The sequence below is a fragment of the Stenotrophomonas sp. STEN018 genome (assembly GCF_056760235.1).
In genome coordinates this window covers 1-26,932 of the sequence record NZ_JBRREK010000022.1, presented here as the reverse complement: position 1 = coordinate 26,932, position 26,932 = coordinate 1, and the positions used below count along the sequence as shown (strand labels likewise).

Annotated in this window: 16 protein-coding genes; 4 read left to right on the top strand and 12 right to left on the bottom strand. The window is 60.2% G+C overall.

What is annotated here, in order from left to right; genetic code table 11:
* The first annotated feature begins 917 nt into the window (after positions 1 to 917).
* Positions 918 to 12,038: an SdrD B-like domain-containing protein gene (locus tag ACVOMB_RS10260; RefSeq protein ID WP_481531071.1), complete on the top strand. Its 11,121-nt coding sequence runs from the start codon at positions 918 to 920 to the stop codon at positions 12,036 to 12,038.
* A 10-nt stretch (positions 12,039 to 12,048) separates the two neighbouring features.
* Complete coding sequence (locus ACVOMB_RS10255) at positions 12,049 to 13,062, top strand: OmpA family protein (protein WP_481531070.1); 1,014 nt, start codon at positions 12,049 to 12,051, stop codon at positions 13,060 to 13,062.
* A 125-nt stretch (positions 13,063 to 13,187) separates the two neighbouring features.
* On the opposite strand, the gene ACVOMB_RS10250 is transcribed toward ACVOMB_RS10255, so the two are convergent.
* The 9 genes from ACVOMB_RS10250 to ACVOMB_RS10210 all read right to left on the bottom strand — a co-directional run bounded on the left by ACVOMB_RS10250 (position 13,188) and on the right by ACVOMB_RS10210 (position 20,223).
* Positions 13,188 to 14,258 carry a serine hydrolase domain-containing protein gene (locus ACVOMB_RS10250; protein WP_481531069.1) on the bottom strand — a complete coding sequence of 357 codons (1,071 nt, stop codon included), beginning with the start codon at positions 14,256 to 14,258 and terminating at the stop codon, positions 13,188 to 13,190.
* Positions 14,259 to 14,357: 99 nt separating this feature from the next.
* Positions 14,358 to 14,903 carry a hypothetical protein gene (locus ACVOMB_RS10245; RefSeq protein ID WP_481531068.1) on the bottom strand — a complete coding sequence of 182 codons (546 nt, stop codon included), beginning with the start codon at positions 14,901 to 14,903 and terminating at the stop codon, positions 14,358 to 14,360.
* A 383-nt stretch (positions 14,904 to 15,286) separates the two neighbouring features.
* Entirely contained in the window at positions 15,287 to 15,736 is a 450-nt protein-coding gene (locus tag ACVOMB_RS10240; RefSeq protein ID WP_481531067.1) for a nuclear transport factor 2 family protein, read from the bottom strand.
* Positions 15,737 to 15,807: 71 nt separating this feature from the next.
* Positions 15,808 to 16,707, bottom strand: a complete 900-nt coding sequence (locus ACVOMB_RS10235; protein ID WP_481531066.1) for a type 1 glutamine amidotransferase domain-containing protein — start codon at positions 16,705 to 16,707, stop codon at positions 15,808 to 15,810.
* 85 nt (positions 16,708 to 16,792) lie between these two features.
* Positions 16,793 to 17,815 carry a helix-turn-helix domain-containing protein gene (locus ACVOMB_RS10230; RefSeq protein WP_481531065.1) on the bottom strand — a complete coding sequence of 341 codons (1,023 nt, stop codon included), beginning with the start codon at positions 17,813 to 17,815 and terminating at the stop codon, positions 16,793 to 16,795.
* A gap of 145 nt (positions 17,816 to 17,960) precedes the next feature.
* The gene (locus ACVOMB_RS10225; RefSeq protein ID WP_481531064.1) at positions 17,961 to 18,230 is read right to left on the bottom strand and encodes a hypothetical protein; all 270 of its coding nucleotides are present in this window, start codon (positions 18,228 to 18,230) and stop codon (positions 17,961 to 17,963) included.
* Between the two features lie 137 nt (positions 18,231 to 18,367).
* Complete coding sequence (locus tag ACVOMB_RS10220; protein ID WP_481531063.1) at positions 18,368 to 19,141, bottom strand: SDR family oxidoreductase; 774 nt, start codon at positions 19,139 to 19,141, stop codon at positions 18,368 to 18,370.
* 99 nt (positions 19,142 to 19,240) lie between these two features.
* Complete coding sequence (locus tag ACVOMB_RS10215) at positions 19,241 to 19,654, bottom strand: hypothetical protein (protein ID WP_481531062.1); 414 nt, start codon at positions 19,652 to 19,654, stop codon at positions 19,241 to 19,243.
* A gap of 203 nt (positions 19,655 to 19,857) precedes the next feature.
* Positions 19,858 to 20,223: a hypothetical protein gene (locus tag ACVOMB_RS10210; RefSeq protein WP_481531061.1), complete on the bottom strand. Its 366-nt coding sequence runs from the start codon at positions 20,221 to 20,223 to the stop codon at positions 19,858 to 19,860.
* Between the two features lie 224 nt (positions 20,224 to 20,447).
* On the opposite strand from ACVOMB_RS10210, the gene ACVOMB_RS10205 reads away from it, so the two are divergent.
* A complete protein-coding gene (locus tag ACVOMB_RS10205; protein WP_481531060.1) occupies positions 20,448 to 20,663 on the top strand; it encodes a hypothetical protein in 216 nt (71 codons plus the stop codon).
* 266 nt (positions 20,664 to 20,929) lie between these two features.
* Entirely contained in the window at positions 20,930 to 22,342 is a 1,413-nt protein-coding gene (locus ACVOMB_RS10200; protein ID WP_481531059.1) for a sensor histidine kinase, read from the top strand.
* Here ACVOMB_RS10200 and ACVOMB_RS10195 read toward each other — a convergent pair.
* From ACVOMB_RS10195 to ACVOMB_RS10185, 3 genes are all read right to left on the bottom strand, one after another.
* Positions 22,307 to 23,044, bottom strand: a complete 738-nt coding sequence (locus tag ACVOMB_RS10195; RefSeq protein WP_481531058.1) for a response regulator transcription factor — start codon at positions 23,042 to 23,044, stop codon at positions 22,307 to 22,309. The two genes, ACVOMB_RS10200 and ACVOMB_RS10195, sit on opposite strands and share 36 nt — an antisense overlap.
* Before the next feature lie 549 nt (positions 23,045 to 23,593).
* Entirely contained in the window at positions 23,594 to 24,403 is an 810-nt protein-coding gene (locus ACVOMB_RS10190; protein WP_481531057.1) for a DUF6216 family protein, read from the bottom strand.
* Between the two features lie 621 nt (positions 24,404 to 25,024).
* A complete protein-coding gene (locus ACVOMB_RS10185) occupies positions 25,025 to 25,873 on the bottom strand; it encodes a DUF4365 domain-containing protein (protein WP_481531056.1) in 849 nt (282 codons plus the stop codon).
* Positions 25,874 to 26,932: the final 1,059 nt, after the last annotated feature.

Genomic DNA, 26,932 nt, shown 5'->3' with positions numbered 1-26,932 from the left:
TCCCACAGCTGCCAAGGGTGACGGCAGGTGGGTGTTGAGCGCAGCGGGAAGCGGGGCGGTGGGGGCATCCATGACCGCCAAGGTTAGCAGGCGGAACCAGGCTGGGTTGACTCGCTGCTTGGGTTGAGGATCCGGAAGGAGTGCCTGCCTGTGTCGGCGCAAAGTTTGTGTGCTTGCACGCTGCAGGTTGGGGGCCCTGCGTGCCAGGCAAAGCGTGTTGATCCGAAGTTGCTATCGCCGATGTCGAACGCCAGGGTTTGCGCGAGGAGGACGCAGCTCGCTGCTAAAGCCGGAAACCTGGGGGGGTTTTTAGGACACAGGGCAATCAGCTTCTCAACTGCGTAACGCAGGGTAGATGGAATTCGTGATCTCGTGTTTCTGCTTTCAAGCATGAACTCTCTTGGGCAGAACGGCTCATGATCGTTCGCCTGCCGGTGGTCCCGGACCAAGGCACGCGGTCGATATGTGCGTGTCGTCAGATGACCGGTTCACTCTTTGAAAAGCGCTGTTTTCATGGGAGTGACGTGCAGGTTTTCATTGACGTGTGACATGTGGTGGGGTCGCCCTCAGCAATGAACGTAGTCAATGCATGGCGCCGGAATCGATCGTAGTTTCATTGGTGGAACTATCGAGTCGAGAGAATTTTTGTTACGGATTTATGCTGAATACGTTGCGCTAATCCCGGTGGCGCGATACGCCGCGTATTCACGCAATTGAATGTCAGCAAATTGACGTTGCCATCACTGCGCCCAATGCAACTCTCGCCGGGCATTCAGGCTCATCGATCTTGGGGACGAGGTGTGACTGTCAAATGACGGGCGCTTCGGGCTGTGGTTCGTTCATGACGTGTTGGCGCTGGCGCATCACCGCGATGTGCTGCGAATTCCTTCGTGTGGTGGAAGTTCTGGAGAGATGCGATGTCGCAGTTGCTTGTGGCAGGTGCTGCGCGACAGCCAGATGGCGCTGCTCGCCGTTGGGTCAGGCACTTTCTCGGTCCGATGCTCCTGCTGTTGCTGCTGGGCTGGATGCCGTTGGCGGCTGCTGCAAACCTGGAAATCGTCAGTCTCTCTGAAGCCGTCGATCCGATTCCGGCCGGCGGCGTGATCGACTACAAATTGACCATTCATAACGGCGGCCCGGAAGGCGTGCCGGACGCGATTGCTGCCTTTGATATCCCGGTGGGGACAAGCGCAATCAATCTGCCTGCTTACTGCAGCGTTGATCCTGTCGTCAGTACGCGTGTGGTCTGCTTCATTCCGCAGCCGCTCGACAACGATGATTCTTTTTCCATTGATCTGCAGGTGAGCACCGCAGGCTTGGGGCCCTCCACCATCGACATCACTGCTGCCATCGGTCGTCAGCCGGCGCCAGCTGCCAGCACTCCGCTTGGCAGCCTGCCCGCGAATGATCCGTTCTTTGCCGGTGACTCCAACGTCAACGACAACCGGGCAACGCAGAACACCACCTTGATACAGGCCGGTGATCTGGGCTTGACCAAGACGGCTACACCCGACCCGGTAGTGGCCGGTGCTGAAGTTACCTACACCATCACCGTCACCAACAGCGGGCCCAGCATCTCGACCAATTTCAATGTCGCCGACACCTTGCCGAGCGGCGTCAGCTTTGTGCCCGGTAGCGCACAGAGTGTGACCGGCAACTGGAATTTTGCCAGTCAGAACGGTACCCACGCAGGCGCGCTCGGCGTAGGCCAGAGCGCAAGCTATACATTCAGGGGCAAGGTCGAGGTTGCCAGCGGCAGTGTGGTGAATACCGCGACGGTCAATGCAGTGGGCACGCCTGATCCGAATCCAGGCAACAACAGTGATGATGTTGCCGTAACCATTGCAGCTGGCGCCGATCTGGCAATCGGCAAGACCGCGTCACCCGTTCCGGCGTTGCCGGGGGAGTTGATCACCTTCACCGTTACCGTGACCAACAACGGGCCCAGTCCTGCCGAAGGCGTGACCTGGAGCGACCCGATGCCGGCCGGGTTCCTGATCGAAAGTACAAGCAACGCTGCAGGGTGGAATTGCGCCACTAACGGCGCGGCCACGGCGCACGGTTGTTCCTTGCCGGGGACGCTGGCGGTTGGCGCCAGCGCAACCTTCACGATTGTCGCCCGCGTGCCGCTGACTGGCCCTGGCAGCGGTGGTCAAGTTGTAAATACCGCGACGGTCAACGGCAGCCTGCCTGATCCGAACACCAGCAACAATGAGGGCACCGCCAATTTCACTGTGTTGCCCAATGGCGCAGACCTGAGCCTGAGCAAGAGCAAGGCGCCGCAGCTGGTGCCCACCTGGCCGGGCCCTGGAGCAGCGCCCCCGGCCGATAGCGGCTACATCATCACCTCTACCATCAATGTGAAAAATGAGGGCCCGGCGGAGGCGACCAGCGGTGTGCAGGTGGTCGATGTATTGGCTGCAGGTGAAGAATACTTTCCTTCCAACACCGCGCCTTGGACCTGCACGGCCACAGCCTATGCGCCTCCTCCTGCGCGTCAGACCGTGACCTGTGACTTCGATGGCCCGTATCCGCTGGTGATGGGGCAGAGCGCGGCAACACTGAAGCTGCTGAGCTTCGCCCACCCCGAGGCTGAAGGCTCCACGTTGACCAACAACGCCTGCACCGGGGGAAGCGGCGGCTCGATAGGACCGGGCACTGGCAGTGGTCTGGGCGATCCAAATGGCAGTAACAACTGCAACGATGCCGGCATCATGCCTTCGCCGCTGCGTGCGGACCTGAGTGTGAGCAAGCGCACCAACGGCCCGGGGGATGCCGACAACACCCTGCCGATCGGCTACACCGGCATGAGTTACACCATCACTGTGCGTAATGCCGGCCCGGATGCTACCCGCGGTGTGGTGATCGAGGACACGTTGCCGGGTTTCCTGCAGGGCCGTACGCAGGCTACTGCGGTGGCTCCGCTGGGCTGGAACTGCTCGCCGGTGAGTGCGTCCGGAACCTTGCACTGCGAATCCGGAAACACACAGCTGCTGGCGAATACGCCGGTAGACATCGTAGTGAATCTGACCGGCCCGTTGGCCGACAGCGCGTCCAAACCAGCAGCAAACTGCGGTTCAGTGCTCGCACCGCCAGGTGCGTGGTGCAACACCGCCGGTGCTGGTATCGATCCATCGGTGCCGGGCGCAGCCGGCGAGATCGATCCGGGCAACAACACCGGCTCGGACTTTGTGCGGGTACCGCGCGTATCCAATGTGAAGACCGAGGCCAAGAACATCACCTCCGGTGACCCGGGTGAGGTTGGCATCGATACAACCTACCGTATTGAATACCGCAATGAAGGCCCGTCGCTGGCACCTGGTGTTGTGTTCCGCGACGTGATCAATCTGCGGGCGGATGATCCTGGCTTTACCCTGGTGAACGACACCCGTAGTGGTAGTGGCACGGCGCTCTGCGTTCCCACGACCACTGGCGGGGTGACGCTGTCATCGGGTAGTGGTGGCTTGCAGAACGTCTCCTCCAGAGGGGCCGCGGCAGGCACGCTGGTACTGACCTGCACACCGTTGGATATGCCCGGCGGCCAGCAGGAGGCCCTGACGGTTGTGATCCGGCCCTTGGATGAACCCGTTGCTGGTGGCCCATTGCGTGTGTATACCAACACCGCAGGTTTCTTCTTTGACATCAATCGTGATGGCGTCTCAGACCCAAGCGGTGGATCGGATTCCAATGGCGAGTACGAGTACAACAGCATCGCCACACTCGCAGACGATGAGAAGTCGGCCACGTTGACAGTGGGCGAAGGTGCGATCGACCTGGTGGTGAACAAGGACGACACCGGCTTTGTCGGCGGCGTTGACCCCTTGCCCTACGATCCCAACGACCCGACCGCAAATTTCATCACCTATCGGGTGACCGTGCAGAATCTGGGGCCGTCGGTTGCCAGTAGCGTGAATATCACTGACACCATCACCCCCGAAGCGAACAAGACGCTGTTCTTCGTGGGTAGCTCGCCTTCTACCAGCGGACCATTCGGGGCCGCCCGATGCCCGGTGACAGCAGGCAACAACCCGACTACAGGTAGTCCACTGACGGTGAAGTGCGGCGTACCGGGTGCAGGCTTCCCAGGCAATGAGACTGATGGGGTGATCAACGCTGGCGCTACCTCCACGTTGTATCTGCGCTACCAATACTCCTCGCAGCCAGGTGCCGGCGGCGACACGATAAACAACGTGGCTGTGGCAAGCGGTGCCGAGCCGGAAGTGAACCTGAGCAACAACACCGAGGGCGAAACCACCGCCATCCGAAGCAAGGTAGACCTTGCGATCAGCAAGCGGGCCGTATCCAGGCTCACCCCGCCCAATCCTGTTCCTGGCAGCGCGCTGCCGCCGGTGTTGGCGTCGGTGTCGATCCGCGAGCCGTTCTTCTGGGTGTTCGATGTGGAGAACAACGGCCCCGGCAACAGTTTGTCGCGTGATCGTACCGGTACCAGTCCATTGAATGGCACCGGCACCGTGATTACCGATACGCTGCCGCCGGACATGGTGGTAACCGGGACGCCAATCACCTGGCGGAAAGTCGGCCCGGATATTGCGACCCTGCCTGACGATCAACCCAACGGTACCGGCAACTGCAGCCAGAGCGGGCAGAACGTCATCTGCAATGTGGGCGACGTGACCTCCGAGGGGGCAAATCATGGCCGCGTGCGGGTGATCATCCCGGTGCGCTGGGATGTGCTGCCACCCGGTGGCAATGCGATCAACACGGTGGCAGTGGGCACCGAGCAGGTGGACACCAACGCGGCCAACAACACCGCCACCGCCCCGATCAATGTCACCGCATCCACATTGACCGGCACCGTATTCCAGGACCGCGACCGCAGTGGCAGCAATGGTGGTGTTCCGCAGGCCGCCGGGGTGGAGCCGCGTATCGGCAACGTCGCGCTGGCGCTGACCGGCACCGACGAATATGGCAACGCGGTCAGCCTCAGCACCAGCACCGATGCCAATGGCGACTACAGCTTCGGCAATCTCTCGCCTTCCAATGCAAGCGGCTACAGCATCTTGCAGACACAGCCGCCGGGCTTTGCCAATGGTCCGGTGGACCCGCCAAGCAGCGGGCCGGAGGCGCCTTCATTTGGCGGCGTGTATGCCGCAGGTGCGCCGAATTCCAGCTACAGCGCGATTGTGGTGCCGGCAGACAGCAGTGGTGTGCGCTACAACTTCCCCGAGTTGATCAACGCCCGACTGGCCGGCTTTGTCTATGTGGATGCCGACTTCAACAATCTGCGTACCGTCGGCAGTGACCCGCCGATTGCTGGCGCAACGGTAGAGCTGCTTGATGCTGCTACCTCGGCCGTACTGCAGACCACCACCACCGATGCGACGGGCGCCTATCAGTTCATCGGCCTGGATCCCGGTCGCATCTACACCCTGCGCGAACCACTGCCGACAGGCATGTACCGCAACCGGCCGACGGCAGTAAATCCGGGCACGATCAACGGTGCGGCATGCACCAGCGGCTGCATCCCTGGAACCGCGGTGGCGGGCGATCCCAACACCACCGACCGCATCAGCCAGATCAATCTCAGCCTGGGCATCGGTGCCAGTGAAGGCCTGAATTTCAACTTCGGTGAGGAGCCGATTGGTGCTTCACTGGCAGGCAAGGTGTGGTTGGATGCCAATAACAACGGCCTCATCGACAATGGCGAGACCGGTATTGCTGGGGTGGATATCCAGCTCAACGGAACCGACCTCGACAGCCGGACAGTGGCGTTGAGCCAGCAGACCGACGCCAATGGTGCGTATCGGTTCGCTGGCTTGTTGCCGGGCACCTATACCGTCACCGAGCCCGATCAGCCTGCTGGTACCCGCAATGGCATCACCGTGCCCGGCAGTACCGGTGGCACCGCCACTGCGGTGAGTGTGACTCCCTCGGTCATCAGCGGCATCGTATTGGCCGTGGACCAGACCAGCACCGGTAACAACTTTGGTGAAATAGCCAGTTCGTCGATTGCCGGTCGCGTGTACTACGACAACAACAAGAACGGCATCATCGATGCTGGCGAGTCCGGCATTGCCAACGTGACCTTGCAGCTCACTGGTAACGATGATCTGCCCAACGTGCGGGCGGTAGTGCCGCCACGCAGCGTCGTCACCGATGCCAACGGTGCCTATCTGTTCGACAATCTGCGCCCGGGCACCTATACGGTGACCGAGCCCAACCAACCACCGGATACCACCAACGGCATCACCACGCCGGGTACCGTCAATGGTGCGCCGATGGGCGTTGCTACGCCGGTGAGCACGGTGCCATCGGCGATCAGTGCGATCACCTTGACGCTGGGCCAGATCTCCATCGAGCAGAACTTCGGCGAGGTTGCCGATACCCCGGATCTGGTGGTCAGCAAGAGCGCCGATCCAGTCCGCTTCACCGTCAACAACGCGGCCACGTATACGGTACGGGTACGCAACATCGGGCCGCAGCCAAGCGTTGGCAGCTACCAGGTGGACGATCGCCTGCCCACCGGCGTGACCCTGGCGGCAACGCCCACGGGCAACGCCTGGAGTTGCTCCGGTGCACCCGGTGCCGACCGTTTCAGCTGCACCAGCAATACCGTACTGGCCAGTGGCGCCACTTCGCCCGATGCAATCACGGTGAGTGTGGCGGTGAGCGCTGCAGCTGCAGCGGCGTCGCCAATCCATAACGCGGTGATCGTGCGTGGTGGTGGCGAAGATGCCGACCATGCGCCGTCGGTGGCCGAGCAGGGCGCTTTTGATGGTGATGTGACCAAGCTGCCGGTCTGTGACCCGGCAATCACCCAGAACGCCTGCCAGTTGATGACCCAGGTGCAGGACGCTGCATCGCTGTCCGGCACGGTCTGGTTTGACATTGGCAGTGACGATGCGCTGCTTGATGCCGGTGATATACGCCTGCAGAACTGGACTGTGGAGCTGTTCGACCCGGCCAGCAACAAGGTTATCCGTACCGCCGCCACCGGCGCCGATGGCAGCTACCGATTCAATGACCTGCTGCCGGGCACGCGCTTCGATGTGCGTTTCCGGCACCCGCAGAGCGGCGTGTTGTGGGGCTTCCCGGTGACCGGCGAAACCGCCGCCGGGCCGCCCGCGCCCTGCGACTCGAGTACCGCGATAGCCAATGGCACCAGCAGCACCTGCCGCATCGACAGCGACAGCATCACCCAGTTGGAAGTGGTGCTGCGCGCGGGCCAGAACCTGCCACAGCAGAGCCTACCGGTGGACCCGAGTGGTCTGGTCTATGACGCGGTGACACGCAACCCGGTGCAGGGCGCGATCGTGACCCTGGCGCCGGTAGGCATGTGTGCCAGCTACGACCCGGCCACCGGCGTGCTCAATGGCGGGCAGGGCGGCTACAGCATCAGTGGCGACCAGATCTCGATGACGGTCGGCAGCGATGGCTACTACCAGTTCCTGCTGGGGCCGGCCGCGCCCAGCCGCTGCGAGTTCCAGCTGACGGTGACGCCGCCGGCCGGCTATACCTTCCGCTCGGCGCTGATTCCGGCGCAGACCAGCAGTCTGTCGCCGCCAGGGACCTCGGGCACCACGTTCAAGGTGCAGCCGCAGGCGACCGCGCCGACCGCACCGGTGGGCACCGGTACCCAATATTTCCTGGGCTTGTTTGCTGGCTCGGCTACGGCAAATGTCGTCCACAATCACCTGCCACTGGATCCGGCGGTTGCGCCGGGCTTGGTAATCAGCAAGACCGGTGACAAGCAGGTGGTCGAGGTGGGTGACACGATGATGTACACCATCAGCATCCGCCAGACCGCTGGCGAACCGCTGCAGACGGTGAACGTCATCGACAACCTGCCACCTGGCTTCACCTACATCAACGGCACGGCGCGGGTGGACGGTGGCGGCATTGCCGATCCGTTCGGCAAACCCGGTCCGCGCCTGGTGTTCAACGTCGGCAGCATCCGCCAGGGCCAGCAGAAGCTGCTGACCTACCGCGTGCGGATCGGCGTGGGCGCGATGCAGGGCGACGGCATCAACCGCGCGCAGGCGCATGGCTGCTCCACCGAAGGCGGCTGCGTCGACCCGGGCACCTTGTATCCCTACCCGGGCGGAGTGACCTCCAACCCGGCGCAGTACCGCGTGCGCGTCACCGGTGGCGTGTTCACCGACGAGGCCTGCGTGCTCGGCAAGATCTTCGTGGACAGCAACAACAACCACGTGCAGGACCGCGAGGAGCTGGGCATTCCGGGTGTGCGCTTCTACTTCAACGATGGCACATGGATGGTGTCCGACTCGGAAGGCAAGTACAGCTACTGCGGCTTGCCGCCGAAGAGCCACACCCTGAAGGTGGATGCCAGCACCTTGCCGCGCGGCGCGCGTCTGACCACCAGCAGCAACCGCAACCTCGGTGATGCTGACAGCCTCTTCATCGATCTGAAGAACGGTGAGCTGCACCGTGCCGACTTCATCGAAGGCAGTGGTTCCAACGAAGTGCTGGAGCAGGTCAAGGCACGGCGTACCCAGGGCGAAATCGGTGCGCCGGAAACGGAACTGCCGGGCCTGCCACTGAGCTTCCAGGCGCAGCCCTTGCGTGCACCTATCGGCGCTACCGATTCGGCAAACCAGATGCCGGGCATCGTCGCCCCGCGTGGCACCGTGCGGCCGGAACCGGCGCAGCGTGGTGTGGGTATTGCGGCTGAGCAGTCCGGCGGCATGGCGGTTGCCGCCAGCAGCGATGGCAGCCTGCCGACAGCGCCGGTTGCTGCCAGTGCGCAGGTTGGCCCCAGCGCAGGAGATATCGCGACGCTGGGAGACAGCCATCGTTTCGACGGTGCACTGAGCTCCAGCCCGATTGCCAATCCGCAGTCGCTGGGTTCAACCGATGCGCCGCCGCAGGCGATCAACCTGCAGTCCGGAGCGGTCGACTACAGCGTCAATGCTGATGTGGACACGCTGCGGGTGGATGTAGACCGCGACGGTGTGCCGGCCGATGGCCAGTCGCCGATGCATGTGCGGGTGCAGCTGCTAGGCGCCGATGGCAAGCTGCTGCCGGGCAAGCGCTTCGCCACCATCGAGTACAGCGGTGGCCGGGTACGCTTGATCGGCGGCCGTACCGACGAGCTTGGGCCGGGTCGTCTGGATGCCGACCGTGGCACGCCGGGCATCCAGTTGCCGGTGGAAAACGGCAGCGCCGAGTTCGATCTGTTGGCACCGGACGTGCCACAGGACGTACTGGTGCGCATCACCTCGGGAGGTGTCGCCGCCGAGAACACGGTCAGCTTCCTGCCGGAGATGCGCGAGTTGCTGGCGACCGGTCTGGTCGAAGGCATCGTCAACTTCCGCAACGGCGCCAGCTTGGATACGGCCCGCCGTGATGATGGCTTTGACCGCGATATCCGCCGCTGGGAGCGCAGCTTCAATAGTGGCAAGGCCAATGCCGCCGCACGCACCGCCTTCTTCGTGAAGGGCAAGATCAAGGGCGAGTACCTACTCACCGCCGCCTACGACTCGGACAAGGAAGTACGTGGCCGGCTGCTGCGCGACATCCAGCCGGAAGAGTTCTATCCGGTGTATGGCGACTCCTCGCTGCGTGGCTTCGATGCACGCTCGGCCGAGCGGCTGTACGTGCGCATCGACAAGAACCGCAGCTACATGATGTACGGCGACTTCCAGACCGGCGACACGCTGACCACCCAGACCGGTATCAGTGCCAGCGGCAAGGCGGTGATGCGCAGCTTGGGCACCTACAACCGCACTGCGACTGGCTTCGGCTGGCACTTCGAGGGCAAGCGTGTGCGCGGCAATGTGTTCGCCATGGAAGATTCGCTGCGCCAGGTGATCGATGAGTTCCCCAGCCAGGGCAGCGGCCCGTACGCACTGCGTAACAGCGCGGTGCTGGAAGGCAGTGAGCGGGTGGAAGTGATTACCCGCGACCGCAACCAGCCCAGCCGCATCATCAGTGTGCGTGGTTTGGGGCGGCTGATTGACTACAGCTTCGAGCCGTTCTCCGGGCGCATCCTGCTCAACAGCTTCCTGCCCGCATTCGACAGCGAGTTGAACCCGATCTCGCTGCGGGTGACCTACGAGCTGGACCAGGGCACGGAGAAGTTCTGGGTGTACGGCGTTGACGCGCAGTTCCGCGTCAACAAGTACATCGAGGCCGGCGGTTCCTATGTGAGCGATGAAAATCCGTTCGCACCGTTCAAGATGGGCAGCGCCAACTTGGGCTTCCGTTTCGGCCCCAACACCTGGATGGTGCTGGAAGCAGCGCGTACCGAAAGCGAGATCAACACCAACTCGATCAACCAGTACGCAACGCCTGGGTTGCAGAACCTCAGCGGCGACATCAGCGGCAATGCTTACCGGCTTGAGTTCGCCCACGACGGCAAGGCCTTCGATGCGCGCTTGTTTGCCGGCCGCAGTGACCCCGCGTTCAACAACCCGTCCTCGCCGCTGTACGGCGGGCGTGGCGAATACGATGTGCAGTTGAACTGGAGGGTCAATCCGCGCTTCCAGGTGTACGTAGAGGCAATGCGCAGCGAGGACCGCAATCCAGACGGCGGCGACCGCGATGCGGGCGGTGCAGGCGTACGCATCGACGCCACCAAGCGGCTGACGCTGGACCTGGGCGTGCGCAGCATCCGCGAAACCATTGGTGCCTACTCGCCGTGGTCGACGCTGCCGCCGTTCGGCGGTACCGGCGGGCTCAGTGGCGGCTTTGCCACTGGATCGGCGGGCGGGGCGCTGGGCTACGGCCAGCAACCGCTGGATCCGCTTACCGGCCTGCCGATCATCCGTAGCGGCGGCACCGTGCCCACCAGCAGCCTGCCGATCGGCACCAAGCTGGAATCGGACAGCGTGCATGTCGGCGCCGGCTATAAAGTCACCGACAAGCTGGTGCTGGGCGGCGAGTACGAGCAGGACGTCAATGGCGAGGACCGCAACCGGGTGGCCCTGGGTGCCGACTACCAGCTGCGCGAGCGTAACCGGCTGTACGGCCGCTACGAGAAGCAGACTGGTCTGACCAGCGCGTATGGCATCACTACTACTGATCGCGAAAGTGATGCACTGGTGTTCGGCGTGGACAGCACTTACCTCAAGGACACCCAAGTGTTCAGCGAGTACCGCCTGCGTGACGCCATTGCTGGCCGTGATGTGCAGATGGCATCGGGCATCCGCAACGACTGGAGCGTGCGCGAAGGCCTGCGCCTGAGCACTGCCGCCGAGCACGTCAAGATCTACGACGGCGACACCGGCGATTCCACCGCGTTGGCACTGGGCCTGGACTACAGCGCCAACCCGCTGTGGCGTGGTGCCATGCGCCTGGAGTACCGCATCTCCGGCGATGTAGACAGCACGCCTGCCACCAACGAGGCGTTCAACACCACGCTGTTCCAGCTGATGTGGGCACGCAAGCTCAACCGTGACTGGACGTTGCTTGCGCGCAACTACCTGCTTGCCACCGACTACAAGTCGCGTGGAGACGTGATGCAGGACCGCTTCCAGCTCGGTGTCGCCTACCGCGACACCGACAGGAACCGTGTCAATGCACTGGCCCGTTATGAGTACAAGCTGGAGTCGGACAAGAGTGGCATGAGTATCGACGGCGCCTTGCAGCAGGATGTTGGTCAAGACATCCGAACTGCGGCGCACATCGTCTCCACCCACGCCGACTGGCATCCGTCGCGGCCGTGGTGGCTGACGGGCCGCATAGCTGCCAAATGGCAGAAGGACCGTTTCGCCTACAACGATGGTAGTCGTGTTGAAGACAGCTTCCGCGGCGTGCTGTTGTCGGGCCGTATCGTGTACGACATCACCGAGAACTGGGATGTCGGCGTGCTCGGCACCACCTTCCGCGGCGACTACGGCAGCAACCAGTACGCCTACGGCATGGAAATAGGGCGCCTGCTGCGGCAGAACCTGTGGCTGTCGGCGGGCTACAACTTCGTTGGGTTCGAGGCCGACCGGGATCTGGCCGGTTACGAGTACACCGACGAAGGCGCCTTCATCCGTCTGCGTTTCAAATTCGACGAAGATCTTTTCCGTCGCGACGACAACCGCTATCGCAAGCCGGCGCAGCCTTGAGGACCCCGACATGACACCTCGTCGTACGCGACTGATCATTGCACTACTGCTGGACGCGGCCTGCGTTTCGCCGTTGTGGGCGCAACAAACTGGGGCCGGGCAACGGACTGAATTGTTGCCGCAGAAAGCACGCATCACCGACGAGGCGCTGTACGCAGATCATTCGCGCTACCAGGCCACCCAGGACCGGATCCAGGCGCTCAATGACGGTGGTCGTCCGGTGCGCGATTACCACCTGTCCAAGGCGCAGTGCTGGCTGGACGTGTCCTTCCACGAGTACAGCCGCAACGATCGCAGCGACTTCCCGCAGTTGGCACTGGACGAGTCGGTCAAGCTGATCGACGGCATGGAGCGGGGCGTGTCACCGATGCCGACGGATACCCCGTTGGTGAATGACGCACGCTACCTACGCGAGGACCTATGGAAGCGTTTACGCGTAATCCACGGAACACCCGGGTTTGAATGTGCGCAGCAGGCGGTAGCTTGTGGCGAAGTGGAGCTGGTGCACGCCGGCAACGAGTTCAACCAGCAGCAATGGCGGCATTCAAAGCCATACATCCAGATCGCCGAAGACCTGACCAACGACGCCGAAGCGCTGGCGCGCCAGTGTGGCGTGGAACCGATGGTTATCCCGCCGCAGGAAGCGGTGCTTACCGCCAACGTGCTGTTTGATTTCGACAAGGACACCCAACGGCATATCCGCCCGGAATCGTTGCGTGCGCTGGATGAGGCACTGCGCCGCGCCAGCGAAGAGAAGCGGCAGATTACCGGCGTGCAGTTGATCGGCCACGCCGACCGCCTGCGAGGTCCAACGAATCAATACAACCAAGGCCTGTCCGAACGCCGCGCCCAGACCGTGCGTCAGTACCTGATCGGAAAAGGGATCGCTGCGGACTCGATCAAGTACGAGTGGCGTGGTGACAGCGAACAGGTACAGGCTTGTGACGGCATGAGCGGGGCGAAGTTGCGGGAGTGCCTGCTGCCGAACCGTCGGGTGGAGGTCAAATTCACCGCGAAGCGATGAAATCGGCTTTGCGGCTTCCTCCCACGCAACGGCCAACCGGCAGGCTTTTGCTCACGGTAGTGCCGAGCCATGCTCGGCAGAGGCACTACACGTACAGCACCAGCCATCGCGCGAGCCACCGACAACTACTTCATTGCCGGCAACGTAACCTCACGGCCATAGACAGCATCCACGATGGCTTCCAGAAAAGCATTGGTTGGAATGCGCTCACCATTGGTCGAGTAAGCGATAGATACCCCATCTTTCGGGTTGTAGATGACCCGTGAATGAGATCCAAGCACGTCTCCGCCGTGGCCAAGAAAGCGATCCTCCCCGTACGTAAATTCCGCAAGACCCATGCCCCAGCCCTTGCCCACGATCGGCTGCATCTGCTCCACGGTATCCTTGCGAATAATCCTGTACTGAAGCAGGCTGGTGATCAGTGTGTTCAGATCCCGCGTGGTACTGGCGATATCACCAACACCGATCACATTGGAGTAGTCGACATCCTTGATTTCCCCCCACTGGCCCGTAAACGCATAGGACTTGAAGGTATTGGTGGGATGAGAATTTATCGATGCGAAATTTTTGAGACCCAGCGGGGCTGCAATCTCCTGAGCGACGATCTCGTGATAGTCGCGCCCATGGACTTTCTCAAGGATCATCCTCAGCAGGAAGTATGCGGAGTTGGAGTACGCAACGCGTTCACCGGGCTCAAACGTTGCGCCCTGCCTCTTGATCTCCTGCAGGATCTCGCTCTCGCTAACGGGGTCGACCACCCAGAGCGAACCATTCTTTATCCCGAAATTCCCCAGCCCGCTTGAGTGCTCCAGCAGGTTTCTGATGGTTATTTTCTGCGCAGACGGCATATCAGGATAGAAGTCGGACAAGCTGTCATCCAGACTCAGGCGCCCGTCCTCTATCAGCTTGAACGCCAGAATCGCCGTCACCATCTTGGTTACGGATGCGACCTGGTATTTGCTGTTCTCATCATGTGCAACACCAGCCAGATTCTGCTGGCCGAAGCTCCTGGCATAGACCTCGCGGCCGTCCTTGAAAATGGACACACTGCCGATGCCACCATTGTTGTCTTCGACATGGCTGAAGAGGCCATCAAGCTTTTCCTCATGCACTGCTTGTGACGACACCGGTTCCGAATGCACCACCTGCGCAAGCGCGAAAGCCGGAAGAAACAACAAGGCAGCCAATATCTTCATATCGCTCGCTTTGATTCAGTGATTAAGTTGCGCATGTGCTGGTGAATGAAATACAAGCGCTGGCTTGAGTCAGGGCTGCCACATCTTCCAGTTGCTACATCACGTTGCCGAAGCAGGGCGCACGCGGCGGAGCAGCCATGTCACGGCCGGCCACAACGCCAGCCGGCTGACTGCACCGATCAGCATCGGCACGCAAGCCACCAGCGCCGGTAGTACTGGACCGAAGACGAAGGTCATCCCCATGACGAAGCCGAACAGGTACTCTGCCCGGTAGGCCGGGAACAACACAGCAGCCACCAGCAGCGCCATCATTACCTGCGTTGCCGCCGCTTCGCCGCTGGTTACGAAGGCTACTGACAGCGCGACCCCTCCCAGCAAAGCCCCGAGGAAGCCGACAATGGCTGGAAGGAGCGCACCCGACCGTTTGCGCGTTCGCCGAGTAACGACCCAGCCCGCCAATGCGCCCAACAGCGGCATCACCAGCAGCGCCCACACATTGGAGATTGCCGGCAGGCTCGCATCATTGAGCAGGTGGTGGCGCAGAATGCCGCCGTGAGTGTGTTCCCAGAATAACTGCATGAGTGCGGTGGCCATGCCAAGGGCCACGGCAAAGGGAAGCAGCCATCGGAGCTTCTGTGTCGTCATGATCAAATCCCTATGAAGGGAGTCCGGATTGTGATGACGACAGGATAGGAAGGACGTATGCAGCACGCAATGTGACTGGCGACACCATGACCAACGGCGGTAGTGGTTGCAGCGAGACCTGCCGTTCACTCCTCTGGACTGCCACGGAGGTCGGATGGTTCTGCTGTCTTCTTCCGGCTAGAACACACGGGTAGTTGAGGCCAACGCGCCGACCCGTGTTCGGCACTTGAATGATGCATTCGCCAGCATGGCCATCATGCATAACCGAAGGGTTGTCTCACGCGATAGTTCATGCAGCCATATCCGCCAGCACCACACAGGCAATGCGCCCGGCTTTCACCAGGCGCATCACCACGTAACTCAAGCAAGCAGCAACGCGCCGCTCAGGTTGCCGGCGTCTTGCGCTTCCCACTCCATGACTTGCTGACGATCATCCAGTTGCCATCGATCTTCGCCAACGCCAGATAGTCCGAGCCGTCCCATGTCGGATAGTCGAGCGTGAGCTTGACCACGGCCGCGCTGTCCGTCACATCCAGGATCTGGTATTGGCGATGACGTTGCGCCTCATCTGGGGCAGGCTTGCCGGTAAAGCCCTTGGCCCATTCCTCGGTGGTTTCCGTGACAACGGCGCCGCGGGTCGATGAATACCCTAGTACCATGCCGTCTTTCCTGAGTACTCCGGTGAGCAGGTTGGCGTCGCCGGCCTCGAAGCCGCGCAGCAGAGTTTGCATGGCGCGATCAACTTCGGCACGTTCGTTGCTCTGTGCCATCAGCGAGGTGGGGAGCAGAAGCAGGGCTGCTGCGAGAACAGTGGATCGGATCGATGTGTTCATTGGTGTCCTGGGTTTGGTTGGGTGGTTCATCTAGCGGGAAATGGACGGTGGTTGGGATGCGTTCTCGCTTCTCAATCCCTCCTGACCTGGCTGGTTTGCGGATTGGGGAGCTTGCGCAGCGCTTCGACCACGGCTGCAGCCAGCGGCGCCGCTGACCGATAGTTCTGGCCTGTCATCACCCGGCCGTCGACTTCGATATAGGGGTCGTGACTGTCCACGACATTGAACAGGCCGCCACGCGACTGCACCGCTTGCCGCATCTGGAACGGGAACTCCTTGAAGTAGGCGGCGCTGCGGTCTTCGTGCTCTTCGGGGTAGCCGGTGATGCGCTTGCCGGCGAGCAGGCTTTGGCCGCCAGCGAGTTTGAGGTTCACGATTCCAGCCGTGCCATGGCACACCGCCGAGACCACCCCGCCATTGCGCTCGTAAACATGCATGGCGATGTTCTGCAGGGCGCGGTTTTCCGCCACACCGTACATGGCGTTGCTGCCACCGACGTAATAGACGGCGCGGTACAGGCTGGGGTCGATCTGCGCCGGGGGGGCGGTGTTGCGCAGGCCGCGCATGATGCGGTCATCCTGCAGGCGCGATTCGACTTCCTTGCCCACGTACGGGTCGAGGATTGGCACGTCGCCGCCGTCGGGAGTGACGAAGTCCACTGCATAGCCGGCGGCCTGGAATGTATCCCAGGCATGGACAACCTCGCCGAAGCTGATGCTGGCCGGGATGTTGGAGCTGCCGTGAACCTTGCTGCTGGCGAGGATGAACAGAATGCGCTGCTGTCCGGTCTTGCTGGAGTTGCTGAGGCCGGTGCTGGCGACAAGTTGCTTGCTGCCGGCCTGTTGCGCGGAGGTGTCAGTCGAGGGCCGCTCCATGGCGGGTCCTGCGCTGGCAGCAGCGTCGGAAATGCCGCCCTGCCATGCGCACAACAGCAGGATCAGCAGCGATTTCAGTAGTCGATGTAGGGGCACGGGGGTCGGCTCGTTGGGGTGAGCCTGTAGCCTATATTGCCCCTTTTAAATCAATGTCTTGCTGTGCACTCCCGGAGTGCTGGAATCAATTCCCGGAGTTGGCGGCAGCCGAGCGGAAGGCCCCCGGGGGCAGGCCCTCCAGCTTTTTGAAGGCGGCGTGGAAGGTGGACATCGATTGGAAGCCGGCTTCCTCGGCGACCATCTCAAGTGGCTTTGGCGGCAGCTGCAGCAGCAGCGTTTTTGCCTCGATGACCCGCAGCTGCGCCAGGTACTGTTTGAACGAAGTCTGCTTGTTGTCGTTCAACAGCTGCGACAGCCGGCTCTGCGGGATGCCCAGTCGGCGAGCAAGGCGGGGCAGAGTCAGGCCGGGGTCCAGATGCAGGCGTTCGCATGCCATCAAGTCGGCCAAAGCCTGCAGTTGTGGCGCAGCTTCATCTTCGGAGATCCGCCGGTCCTGGTAAGGCTCGATCGGCGCTTGGCCGGAACGCAGGCGCAGGTAGACCAGCACGCTTGCCGCCAGGATGAAGGTGAAGGACAGCGCGCCGAGAATGTAGGAGGTGTAGCCGGCGGTGAAGTAGGCGGCCCAGATCAGCCAGACGCCCAGCAGCGCCCCCAGCAACAGTGTGGCTGAGGGCGTGCCAGCAAGTTGGGCGCGGTGCCGGTACAGCAACCCGCTGGCCAATAGCAGGTAGCCCAGCCAGACATATTGAATGGCCGGGGTGATGGTATGCAGCCACAGCTCGGGATGACTGGTGTAGGGCAGGAAAACATTCACCCCGATGACAATGGCCAGCAGTCCGGTGACATGCCAACGGTCTGCCCGCCGTGGGCCGGGAGTATCGGCCAAGCTTGAGCGCAGCAGGAAGAACAGGCAGGGGCCGATCATGAAGCAGGCAGTCAAACCCAGTTGCAGAACGACCCGGGGAATGTCCGGCCAGAAGTAGTAGGCGACGGATTTACCCGTCCGCATCCCCACCACCAGAATCAGCAGCGCCAACCAACGCTGGGTAGGCTCGCCCTTGGCCCGCCACCAAAGAAACGATGCGAGGACGGTGCCGATGAAGGCGCCGAGCATGGCGAAGAAGAAAAGGAAATGTTGGCTCAGCATTGGCGAAGTATTGAGAAAACCAATCTTTCGTCAAGGTGCGGAGGTCATGCGCGAGCCAGCGCTTAGCGGTGGATGCGGTCTGTCATAGGGGGCGGGTCGAGATGGCTGGGGAACTGTGCGCCGGGCGCTTCGGTCGTCACAGGCTTCATGACAGCGAGAGCCGCCAAGCCACGACGCAGGCGATGACCGCGGGTACGGCGAAGACCAGCACCAGGATGGGCAACTCTTCGCGGAAGCTGTACCCGGCATGGGCAACGCCCACCCACATGTTGATAGCTGCAACCAGCAGCCAGACCGGAATGAACGCCTTGGCTGCCAACGCCATTCCGGCCGTGGTGGCGGCCCACAGCCAGCCGAACAGGAGGAACAGGCCAAGCAGAACCAGGCCACCGACGATTACCAGAATCACATGCATGTTCATCTCTCCCCGGAACAAAATTCAGGCGTAGCCGGGCATGGTCGCGCCTGGCTGTGCGTCTCCGCTGGGGAGAATACGCTCAGACTTCCTGCGACGTCCTTGCTGCGGTGCGGTGGAAACACATCGCTGAAGGCTTACCGCGTCGTGTAGCCACCGTTGGCGAAGATCGTCTGCCCGGTGATCCACCAGCCGTCCGTTACCAGGAACCTGACGATGGGGGCGATGTCTTCGATATCGGTAAGCCCGGTCTTGCTGTATTTGCTCAGTGCGGCTGCCGACTTGTGATAAGCCACTGCATCGGGCTGTTCCTGACCGTAGAAGAACGGGGTATCCATTGGGCCAGGGCCAATGGCATTGACCGAGATACCCCTGTCGCCGAACTCTTTGGAGGCCGCGCGGGTGTAGTGTTCAACAGCCGCCTTGCTGCCGGGATAGATCGCATAGAACGGCGTGTATGCGGCCAGCAGCGAGCTGACGATGGTGACGATGTTGCCGCCATCAGCCAGTACCCGGCCTGCCTGCTGTATGAAGAAGAACGCGGCTTTGGCATTGGCATCAAAGCTTTTGTCGTAGTCCGCTTCGGTGATTTCGGCGATCGGCTTCTTGATGACCACGCCTGCGGTGTTGATCGCGACGTCGACCTGGCCAAAATGGGCCTTGGTCTGTTCGAACAGTTGCACATTGTTTGCGACTACCGCCAGATCACCCTGGAACAGGATGGCGTCCGCTCCCTTTGCTTTCAGTTCGGCGGCCGTTCTCTCTGCATCTTTTCTCGAGGAGTCGCTGTTGTAGTGGATGGCGATCCCGCGGGCTCCCGCATCGACAAACTGATGGGCCACCAGGGCGCCGAGGTTCTTGCCGCCGCCTGCGACTACCGCGACTTTGTTTTTCAGGGAATGGTCAGTCATGTTGATGGTCCTGTGATCTGGGAACGGGGTTCGGCTTGGGGCTGGAGGATTTCACGCGCTTGGGCGATCCCCAAAAAACGCGAGATGCGCGTGGATTCGTCAACGTTCCGGGCTCCGTTGGTGAATGCCTTCGTTGTTGCTCAATGCAGCGCGCATCCTTAAAAGCTGCGCGCGACTTTCCTTGGATACATCCAGGCGGCTTGCGCCGTTCTCCGTCTCAGGGGCACTCAGCCAACGTCCTGCTGAAGGTCCCAAAGCAGCGATAGCTGCTTCCCGGATGCACGCTTCCCTGAGTGCTTTCAGCACAGGCTGCAGCTCACGCATGGTTCTTACGCGCAACGGCGGATAGGGGCATTGAGCAGGATCCGCGAGCATCGCCCGTTGCAGATGAGCGGCCACATCTGCAAGCAGTGCGGAGGTTGCAGAATCCAGTTGCCGGCCTTCGGAAAGGCATCGCGTGACCCTGTCGACGAGCAGCTTCGTTTCGTTGTCGAGACGCGGATTCGTTGGCATGGCACCTTCGTCTATGTTGGGATACATGGGCACTGGAACAGGCTGGCTGCAATAGGAGCTCGCGCATTTGGCAACCAGCTCCTGGGTGGCGAAAGGGCCAGCTTTACTGGTACATGTGACGCGGACCGCGGGAATCCTGACGCTGCTTGGCCATGCTCAGGATGCTCATCATTTATCACCGGTTTCATGAGAAAGCATGCGTGTTACGCGCGCAATGGCTGGATATATTCCGCAGCGGGGAGTGGATCGGCGTGGGCATGCCCAAGCGATTCCCGTTCGAATGGGAGCAGTGCAACTTCAATTGCTTCCAGCACCATCACGTCGATCTGGTCGCCATGGTCGATAGGGTTGTTGGAACCGTTGAAGTAGAGGCTGGCGGCTGTTTGCCTGATCTTCTCAAGGATTTCAATTCGACCGTTTGCGTTCAGCGAAACATCGTCCAAAGAGTCAATCAGAAGTTTCAGTTGATCGATGCTTGAGTGCTTCATCAGGTTGATCCAGAACACGTATGTGATGCGCAAATTGGCGAGCAGATGTTGGGCGTGCAGCCTTGTCGAATCGGGAATCAAATCCAGTATCCATGGACGTGAGGGGGCATATGCTTATCTATCCAGTAAGGTCGCTTGGAACCCCCTTCAGCTTTCAGCTCCAGCTCGCGGACTGGCCGGAGGTATGCGTAATGGGCCCCAGGTTCTCGGAAGATGAAATAAACGCCGCCCTGAGGGTGGCTGTGCGGGAGCGCACGGCCTCCTCCAGGCCCGTTCCATTGCCGTGTGGCAAGCGGCGTGGTGAGATGGCTGCGCGCTTGTCACTGGGTGAATCCTTGAAGGTAATTGTTCTGAACGAGATGATAAAAAAGGATGTCTCGTATCATTCCCTGTCACGAACGCTGGGCATGCCGCCAGAATTCATCAGGCAGCGCTTGGATATCTTGGGCGCGACGGATCTTGAGTTGCTGGAGAAGGTCGCCGGTGTCCTTGGGAAGCGTTGGTTTGTGTACATTGCGTGAGGCAGTACTCAGCTGTGACATTGCAGCTGTAACAGCGTCCGTTTCCGCGGCATCGCTTGTTCCTCGCATGGGCCACTCCATCGCGACAGGAGGGAGTTCTTGAACGTAAGCTACAAAAGCGGTTCGTGGAATACACGCATCATTCTTCACCGGGCCAGTGAGAAACGATGAGGAATAGCAAAAGGGCGCGGAATCCGCTGGGGGCTGATTCGCACTAACCAGGTGTCGGGAGATTCTTTATCAAACAGCTACTTCTCTTCAGGCCGGTGCAACGCTGGCTTTCCGACATTCCGGTGCAGGATCCGGTTGATCGGCGCAATGCGCCGTTCCTGCAGATACTGCTGATTTTCCTTGGGGTTTTCATTCCACTCAACAAGTCGCTGTATCTTTACGCAGTGCTGAGTGGCCATTGGACGGCTGATTTGCCAGCGCGCAGCGCCATGCTCGCCGACCTGGCGACAGACGTGTTGATGACGTCGGCAGCATGGGCATGTGTCTGGTTGATTCGGACGGGACGCTTCCGTCGCGGCATGCACCTGTTCCTCGGCGTGGTGCTGCTGTCGATGGCGGTCATCTACATTGCAACCGGAATGCTTGGTCTACGCTTCGATCCGATGCCGATGATCCTGCTGGCGCTTGCAGGCCTGGTCTTGGGGCGGCGGACGTTGTGGATCACCTTCTCGACGTGCGTGGCCATTCTGGCTGCGACACTCATTGCCGATTACCTGCGGGCAATGCTCGGCGGGGGCCCTGCGTCGGTCGCGGGTGTCGGCAAGGCGCTATCGCTGGCCGGGATCTGGTTGATCATTGCAATCGCGTTGGATCGGACCGTGGCTGCGTTGCGCAACAGCCTTGAAGAATCGAATGCCCGGGGCCGTGAACTCGAGCTGGCGTATACGCGGCTCCAGGAGGAGGTCGTTGAGCGGGAACGCACACGCGAGCAGCTGATTCATGCACAGAAGATGGAAGCCGTTGGGCGCCTTGCCAGCGGCGTGGCACATGATTTCAATAACGTGCTCGGGATAGTTCTGGGCCAGGCCGCACAGCGGGAACGCTTGGCGGACAAGGGGGCGACAGCGCTCTACGCGGCGTTGGAGGACGTTGAGCTCGCTGCCAAGCGAGGACTGGCGATCAGCAGAAAATTGTTGAACTTCAGCAGACAGGATGTGGCGCGCCCCCAGGTTTTCGATGTGCGTGCCTCGCTCGGTGAGCTTTCGCCGATGCTGAAGCAGCTCTTTGGTGGGCGCGTGCAGTTGCAAGTTGATTGTGGTGATGAGGCCTTGCCAGTTCGCATGGATGCCGACCGCTTTGGGCTGGTCATCCTTAATGTCGCGGCCAATGCCAGGGACGCAATCCCCGGCGCGGGTACTTTCCAGATCAGGGCGGAGCGTGAAGGGAACGCTTGGGTCTCGCTGGCCTTGCAGGATGATGGCCACGGCATGACGGAGGCCATTCGTGCAAGAGCGTTCGATCCGTTCTTCACCACCAAGCCCATTGGCATGGGAACGGGACTGGGATTGTCGGTTGTGTTGGATATGGTTCTTGAAGCGGGTGGGAAAGTTGAACTTGCTGTTCGGCAACCACAGGGAAGCACGGTGAATATACTTCTCCCTCTGGCGCATCTGCCGGCAAGTCCCCGCGGCTCAGTTGGCGAGCAGGTAACCCTTTCCACGGACTGACAGCAGCGGCAATGGAGACGACTCGGGAGCAGCCGTGGCGGCCTTTCTGCGGATTCGGTGCACCAGGGCTTCGAGGCGGTGCGGATCGAAGTCGGAGGCATTGTCTGTCAGTGCCTCGATCAAACGCTCCTTCTCGACCGCCTGACCGCGGTTGGTATTCAGCAGGCTTAGAAGTGATCGTTCTGGAGTAGTCAGGGCGATGATTCGCCCGGACGGAGGCACCAGGCACCAGTCGTCAGATACCAGCGCCCAGCGGTCACCAGCGCTCTCGGTATCGGAGCTGCATGCCTCGTTCCGGGCGCGGCCAAGACGGCGTGACAAGCTGTGCAGCGTGGCTGCAATGATGTCGATGTCGACTGGCTTTGCGAGGTAGGCATCAGCGCCGTGGAGCATTGCCTGAAGGTGGTTGTCCCGGCTCTCCGTGCCCGTGAGCATGATCAGGCCAAGCCCGGGCTGTATCTGGCGAAGGTGCGCCGCAATACTCAAGCCATCCTCACCCGGCAGGGCGATGTCCAGGATCACAACGTCAAACTTCCGGGTCAGCAGGCCGCGGTAGAGGCCTGCGGCGTCATTGAAGCCGTCCACCTTGAAGCCATAGTCACGCAGACCAGGAAGCAGGACGCGTTCAAGCAGCACCGTATCGTCTTCGGTAATTGCCACCCTCACTGGAAGGTCGGGGCTTTTGTCGACTTGGTCGCTCAAGTTGGTGATGTCTGGGTGGTCTTGCCAAGACTACTTGAGTTACGCGGGAATCATCCAGCTTTTCGTAGGCAGTGAAGCTTGGCAGCTGGCAGTGGACAGCCATGCGGGCATTGAGTGGCAGGCACTTCCAGCAGGTTCGGTCTTGCTGGCTCGCTTGCCTGGCCTGAATGGGTGGTTTGAAGCAGGCAAAGGCCGGTAAAGCCGCAGTTGATGGACATGCCTCGCTGTAAGGCGAGGGCGATGCCATTCGCACAAGTGTACGAATAGGCATAGACCGTGTTGTGCTGAGAGGCATAGTTGATTCATCTGTGGCTCATTTTGTGCACACTATTCCTCGCAGGTTGGTGATAGTGCGAGCGGTTCTCTCTTAACGCTGTTGCATTTGATGATGAAGATAGCCGCAACGAGCAGCATTAACTACTCGCTACCGATTGTGAACCCCTGATGCCCAAAGATCGGAGAGCAAGGGTCCAATACACGAATGCCCCACATCCTCCCGGCTTCCAGTTGAGAGGCGAGGGATAGCTGAATGAGCTGGATGTTGCCGAATTAGGACAGGCTCGGCGCCTCCACAGACCCTAGCCGCGAGCGTAGCGCACGCGCTGCGATGACCTTTCTCGTATCGATGAGTAGGATTGCGATCACATAGAGCGAGAATAGGATGATCCAACCAAGTAGCCAGCGTTGCTTGGTTAGATCTTGGTGCAGGTCTTTTGTCTCTTCCGGATTCTGCAGTGCCTTGCAAATTGCCGCGACGTCAGTCTTCGTGAAAGGCGGGCGATTGATGGTGGGTGCCGCGCAGTCCTTTGCAGCCAAGCCTGGTCGGCTCAACCAGAAGTCTGTCATGGGTAGTGCCGAATTCTCTGTAAGAATGAATCGCGTGCCACTTTCTCGCATCTTGTAAACAGGGCCGGGAGCAGTGATGAAGACTAGGCTGGTAGCGATAAGGAAGGCGAAGAGAAGAAACACTATCGCGATCACAAACCGTGCGAACCTTCCGGGAATCTTCTTCTCATTAATCTTGCATGTTGTGACGTCGAAGTACTCCCCTGCGCGCCGTATGAGTTGCGAGGGCAAATTCCGTTGCTTGGAGAACTCTATGAGCCGGCGAGCGTCTTCCAATGTGCCTGCGTTGATGTGTGAATAGTACTGATACGCCTGCAAACTGGTCGTCTCAGATATGTACTGTTGAATTACTGTGTCCTCGACCTCTGTCTTTCCGGACAGTGTTCTCCACATGCGAACGCGTAGAAGATGGCCCGATCCTGTGCGAATGAAAAGGGTGGTCGCAGCGATAAGGAAGACGACTATCGTGATGATGGGGATCAGGTTTGATGCGGATATTAGTTGATTAATCATGCGGTCCTGCTTGAGGTGGACATCGGTGCAGTTTCGCGCATGCCACTCTCACGAGCTGAGACTGGGTTCTTGGGGGCGATGTCCCACGAAGGTCGCTGATAGGGTCCGAATTGGCGTGTTTGACACGCGTCCCGTATTCGGAACTCTCCACAATAACGTCGCTTTCCTTGGTCTAGGATCTGCGAGAGCGGGCCTAGGTGGTACAAACAGCCAGCCAGTTGGGCTTTGCCGCCAAATGAACTGGGCAGAGGCACCAAGTGAATTGGACACCGCCACCAGCTTGTTGGGCACCTGCGGGTACCGATGAGATTGATCACCTGGATCAGCAGAAGATGATCACGCGACCGAGCCTGGTGACCAGCATCGTTGCTCGGTCAGAACCATCGTTCCCATAGGTCGCCGATACCTTTGATCAGATCAACGCCCCCTGACAGCGCCGCCAAACGCTGGGTCCGGCTAACAACTCAGCGTATAACCGGACCCAGCGGTAGGCTCGGTGGCCGCACCAATGGCCGCTCTGGGTCGCATGACGCCCTGCGGCCAGAAGCGGCCGTTCAACGCCTGAGTTAAGCCGCGCCGCGAAGCGGCGTCGGCTTGAATGAATTGTTAGCTTCGTGCTGATTAGTAAGCCGAAAGACCATCGTTTTCCAAGACAAAATTCTCCACCATGTCCATCCCGGTCATGCTTTGTGCAAGCAGCCCGAAATTATGTGCTTCTGGAGGCTGTATGCTGCGACCTTCCTGCGTATCGAGGCCAATGATGTATTGGATGAGTGCATCTACACTCTGCCTATTGATGCAGCATTCATTGCGCGTAAGGAGCACATTAAGCCTTCCGGTGCGATAAGCACGATTTTTGAGGTCTGCTATCACCTCGTTATTGACATCGTGCGTACCAGCGCGAATGGCGTCAATTCTGCTTTCAATATCGCAGTATATTTCGGAAAACTCAGCAAGCTCCTCCAAGTATTTTGGGCGAAATGCAATTCTCTCAATTTTATTTATGCTGCCCGGGAGCTTATTTTCTGGAGGAATGCAAACTGTTATTGAATCTTCCTTGTCCTCACGCCACGTCGGCGTCTCGCGATCCATAACATCCTTGATGTAGCGCTGAATCCATAGAAAATAAATCGTCTGAGGATCGGTGATACTCACGCGAAACAGGAGAAATGGGGTGCTGAATTTCTCCACATAAGAGAGCGACTTCTTGTCGATGCAGTAGTTGATTGTGCCCGCTTGGACCGGCTTAAGCGACTCTTCAGTGCCCTTGATCTGAATATGGAAAACGGATCCAGTTGCGTCGAAAGCATCTTTGCCCTTCGCATCTTTCAGGCCCGGTGCAAAAATTTCCACCATCAGATCGATTCCATAGTCGCGTTCGGTCAGTTCTCGCACGACCCAATGGTGCGGCAACTGCGCTATGACGGCCTTGACGGCCCTGGAATCGACGATGTGCGTTTGAGTTCTCATCTAAGAAGCTACCTACCTAATAGACGGACCCGTGGGTCCGGTTATACGACTTATCCACAAAGCACCATATGGCGGGCTTTCCCTTGATACAGCTCGATCTTAGGGCGGCGGGGTCCGGCTAACAAGCCGGCGTATAACCGGACCCAGCGCTAAGCTCAGCGCGGCACCAATGACCGCTATGGGTCGATTGCAGCCGGCGCAATGGAAGGAGCGGTGTCCAGTTCATTTGATGCCTCTGCCCAGAATGTTTGGCGGGAGTGCCCAGTTTGTTTGGCGATCACTGCCCAACAGGTTGGCGTTTAGCATAGGTGGTGAGCAAGGAGAAGCGGAAATCTGCTGAGTGCAAAGAAAATGAGGGCTGAGCTCGAAATTGATGGCACTGCTTAACAATCGTATGCGTGGGCAATCTGAAGGGGCGAGTGCGCCTTGGCCTGCTCAAAGCATCTGCAGTCCGGATCGTTCTATCTCTACGATTGCGCCGCTGCCAAAAATTAAGCTGGCCTCATCAGGGCTGCATCGGACTAGACGATAAGTTACCAAAGGATCTTTGGTATGCCCTTCCACATACGGCGTACGTGCGTGGACTAATTCGAGAACGCAAGATGTGTCTAGATGTACAGGAAATGCAGATGCCGGCATCTGCTCTAGGGCTGCGCAGGTGAGGTCTATGAGGATCTTTTCCGATCCCATGAGGTAACGGTGGATGCACGCGCCCGGTAGTGATCTTGCAAGTGCTCGGCCCGATATCCACTGCATGTCCGTGTTGCGCACATGCTGAGCGATACGGTACGACATCAGGCATGCTAGGAAGCCTTGAATGTCGCCCCGGCGCACCAATGCGTCTGTGGAGAATGCTGGATAGATCTTGCTACTTCCGTCTTCACTTGGAAATTCGTACCGAATTGCAGTCGGTCTAGCCAGGGAAAGCGGTGCTGGATATCGCTTTGGGAGGGTTCACCCCCGTTATCACGGACACTTACGAGAAGGCCGACCGAGGCCTTGAGGAGTGTTCATGTCGAAGCGAAGGAAGTTCAGTGCAGAGTTCAAGCGTGGCGCAGT